We start from the raw sequence: 2,500 nt of genomic DNA on the forward strand, positions 1-2,500 counted from the left end.
TTGCGGGGGCAGGATTTGAACCTGCGGCCTTCAGGTTATGAGCCTGACGAGCTACCGGGCTGCTCCACCCCGCGTCATCCAGGTAAACCGCTTTGCGGTTTATCCGATCAGCGTAAATCCCTTCGGGATTTATCGCGGTAACGCAAATCCTTTGGATTTGCGGTCTGTGCCGAGCAAATCCGTGAGGATTTGTCTCGTGTAAGGGACGCACTGCTTATTCAGTGTATCGAATCAAAAAGGCCGCTTGTTGGCGGCCCTTGGTTTCGGCGGGGCCGAAGTGAGTGTCGAGAAGGAGATCTTTGTTTTGCCGCTGCCTTGTCCTTCTCGGCTTTGCCTCGAAGGGGAGCGGCGTTTCCGGTTTTTATCTTGCGTTTTGCAGACCTGGCAGCGACCTACTCTCCCGCGTCTTAAGACGAAGTACCATCGGCGCTGGGGCGTTTCACGGCCGTGTTCGGAATGGGAACGGGTGCAGCCACCCCGCCAGAACCACCAGGTCGGCAAAGCGCAAGATTTGCCTTGCGGGCAAACCGGAATGAGAAGCTGGTTGAAGTTTTCACTTCATTTGTTTTGAACACATCTTTGCGTCTTATCCGGACAACTCCAGCAGCCGGCAAAGCCGAGCCGCCAGTCGTCTGGCGCGCCGTCCGCAGCGAAGGCCGAAGGCCGACAGCGTGAGGACGTCTATAGCATCATCAAACTTGTTTGATGAACACAAGCAATGGGAACGATCAAGCCGATCGAACGATTAGTACTGGTAAGCTTCATGCGTTGCCGCACTTCCACACCCAGCCTATCAACGTGGTCGTCTTCCACGGTTCTCAAGGGAATACTCGTTTTCAGGTTGGTTTCCCGCTTAGATGCCTTCAGCGGTTATCCATTCCATATATAGCTACCCTGCTATGCCCTTGGCAGGACAACAGGTCCACCAGAGATATGTCCATCCCGGTCCTCTCGTACTAGGGACAGATCCTGTCAATATTCCTACACCCACGGCAGATAGGGACCGAACTGTCTCACGACGTTCTGAACCCAGCTCACGTACCGCTTTAATTGGCGAACAGCCAAACCCTTGGGACCTGCTCCAGCCCCAGGATGCGATGAGCCGACATCGAGGTGCCAAACAACCCCGTCGATATGGACTCTTGGGGGTCATCAGCCTGTTATCCCCGGCGTACCTTTTATCCGTTGAGCGATGGCCCTTCCACGCGGGACCACCGGATCACTATGACCGACTTTCGTCTCTGCTCGACTTGTCAGTCTCGCAGTCAGGCGGGCTTATGCCATTGCACTCGACGACCGATTTCCGACCGGTCTGAGCCCACCATCGCGCGCCTCCGTTACTCTTTCGGAGGCGACCGCCCCAGTCAAACTACCCACCATACACTGTCCCGGATCCGGATGACGGACCGCGGTTAGACATCCATGACGATAAGGGTGGTATTTCAAGGATGGCTCCACAAGAACTGGCGTCCCTGCTTCAAAGCCTACCACCTATCCTACACATGCCGACACGAATGCCAGTGTAAAGCTATAGTAAAGGTGCACGGGGTCTTTCCGTCTGACCGCAGGAACCCCGCATCTTCACGGGGAATTCAATTTCACTGAGTCTATGCTGGAGACAGCGGGGAAGTCGTTACGCCATTCGTGCAGGTCGGAACTTACCCGACAAGGAATTTCGCTACCTTAGGACCGTTATAGTTACGGCCGCCGTTTACTGGGGCTTCGATTCAGAGCTTGCACCCCTCCTCTTAACCTTCCAGCACCGGGCAGGCGTCAGACCCTATACGTCGTCTTGCGACTTCGCAGAGCCCTGTGTTTTTGATAAACAGTCGCTACCCCCTGGTCTGTGCCACCCCAAAAGACTTGCGTCCATTGGGGTCACGCTTCTTCCGAAGTTACGCGTGCAATTTGCCGAGTTCCTTCAGCATAGTTCTCTCAAGCGCCTTGGTATACTCTACCTGACCACCTGTGTCGGTTTCGGGTACGGTCTATAATGGTGGAGCTATTTCCTGGAACCGCGTCCCCGCCTGGACAATCCAATAAGTCCAAACAAGTTAAGCGATCCGTCACTACCACCAGGCCCACGAATATTAACGTGGTTCCCATCGACTACGCGTGTCCGCCTCGTCTTAGGGGCCGGCTAACCCTGCTCAGATTAACTTTAAGCAGGAACCCTTGGTCTTTCGGCGAGAGGGTCTCTCACCCTCTTTATCGTTACTCATGTCAACATTCGCACTTCCGATACCTCCAGGACCCCTCACGGGTATCCCTTCGCAGGCTTACGGAACGCTCCGCTACCACGTGCCAGAAGGCACATCCTCAGCTTCGGTGCATGGCTTTAGCCCCGTTACATTTTCGGCGCAAAGACCCTTATTTAGACCAGTGAGCTGTTACGCTTTCTTTAAATGATGGCTGCTTCTAAGCCAACATCCTGGTTGTTTTGGGATCCTCACATCCTTTCCCACTTAGCCATGACTTGGGGACCTTAGCTGGAGGTCAG

The 2,500-nt window shown here is 54.6% G+C and carries 1 tRNA gene and 2 rRNA genes (1 of these 3 cut by a window edge); all 3 read right to left on the bottom strand.

Annotated features, from left to right (window positions below):
- Positions 1-74, bottom strand: a tRNA-Met gene (locus AC1Z3V_RS13335).
- A 305-nt stretch (positions 75-379) separates the two neighbouring features.
- Positions 380-494, bottom strand: a 5S ribosomal RNA gene (rrf, locus tag AC1Z3V_RS13340).
- A gap of 230 nt (positions 495-724) precedes the next feature.
- Positions 725-2,500 (bottom strand): 23S ribosomal RNA (locus tag AC1Z3V_RS13345) (it continues 1,021 nt past the right edge of the window).

Source organism: Ensifer sp. 38_S197, assembly GCF_056924495.1.